The sequence below is a fragment of the Blastococcus sp. CT_GayMR19 genome (genome assembly GCF_004570385.1).
GTDB lineage: Bacteria > Actinomycetota > Actinomycetes > Mycobacteriales > Geodermatophilaceae > Blastococcus_B.
The window spans coordinates 1-1,460 of record NZ_SPQL01000037.1; the positions used below are offsets into that span (position 1 = coordinate 1).

2 protein-coding genes are annotated in these 1,460 nt (G+C 74.2%); both read left to right on the top strand.

Annotated features, from left to right (window positions below):
- Nucleotides 1-310 (top strand): hypothetical protein (locus E4P39_RS22030; RefSeq protein ID WP_209306665.1); only part of this gene is annotated, 310 nt, incomplete at its 5' end.
- 33 nt (nucleotides 311-343) lie between these two features.
- Nucleotides 344-1,460 (top strand): PKD domain-containing protein (locus E4P39_RS22035; RefSeq protein ID WP_135138799.1); only part of this gene is annotated, 1,117 nt, incomplete at its 3' end.

Here is a 1,460-nt window from a genome sequence, read left to right on the forward strand (position 1 = left end):
CGGGAATCCGTGGGATTCGGCGGCGTCGGGGGCGACCGGGGCGGCGGCCACGTCGCTGACGGTGCCGGGGGTGACCACGACCACGGCCGGGGCGATGCTGATCGGCGGGGTGGGCTTCAACAGCACCGCCGCCACGGCGACGCCGCCGAGTGGCTGGGTGGAGTTGGGGGAGCCGACCGGCGGGCAGAACCTCGAGGTGGCCGGGCAGGCCCGGCCGGCGGCGGGCGTCACCGGGAACGCGGTGTGGACGTTCAGCGGCTCCTACACCTCCACCGGCTGGCTGCGCGCACTACGCCCCGCCCTCAGCTGACCCGTGACACGGGGGGGCGCCTCAGCGGGCGCGATGCGCAGTCGCGCGGCAGGGGTGCTGGTCGCCTGCCTGGCCGGCCTGCTGTCGATACAGCTGGTGGGCGCACCCCCAGCGCGGGCAGCCGGTCCGGTGACCGCGGGGGCGTCGACCAGTGCGGCGGGCACCACGGCCGGCACGTCGGTGGTCGTCCCGAAGCCGGCCGGGGTCGTCGACGGGGACATCCTCATCGCGCAGATCACGGCTGACGGGGCGCCGTCGGTCAGCGCCGCCCCGGCGGGCTGGTCGACGGTGGTCTCGCCGCTGGCGGTCGGGAACAGCGCGCGGGTGTTCGCCTACTACCGGGTCATCCCCACGGCGAGCGCCGAGCCGGCGTCGTACACCTGGCGCCTGTCCAGCTCGGTCCGGTGGAACGCGGTCATGACCGACTTCCACGGCGTCGACACCACGACGCCGTTCGACACGGTGGCGCGCACCAGGGTCAACACTTCGAACAGCAACACCGTTGCGGTCCCCGGGGTCACGACGACCACCGCGGGCGCCATGCTCGTCGGCGGCGTGGGGCCGAACAGCGCCTCCGTGGCCGTGACCCCCCCGACGAGCTGGACCGAGTCGATCGAGAGCAGGGGCGGACAGACGGCCGAGTTGGCTTATCAGGCACGGCCCACCGTGGGCGCCACGGGCACCGCGACGTGGCGGCTCGGCTCATCGACCACCGCTGCCGGCTGGCTGCGCGCCTTGCGGCCGGCGGCCGGTGGCACCCCGCCGGGGCCGACGGCGCCGACTGCGAGTTTCACGAGGTCGCCGGCGTCGGGGACGGCGCCGTTGACCGTGTCGTTCACCGACACCTCGACCGGGTCTCCGACGTCGTGGGCGTGGAACTTCGGGGACAGCGGGACGGCGACGACGCAGAACCCGTCGCACACCTACAGCACGGCCGGCACGTATCAGGTGACGTTGACGGCGACCAATGCGGGCGGGTCCAACACGTCGGCGGCGCAGACGGTCACGGTGAACCCGGCCGATCCGGGGCCGACCGCTCCGGTGGCGAGTTTCACGAGGTCGCCGGCGTCGGGGACGGTGCCGTTGACGGTGGCCTTCACCGACACGTCGACGGGGTCGCCGACGTCGTGGGCGTGGAACTTCGGGGACG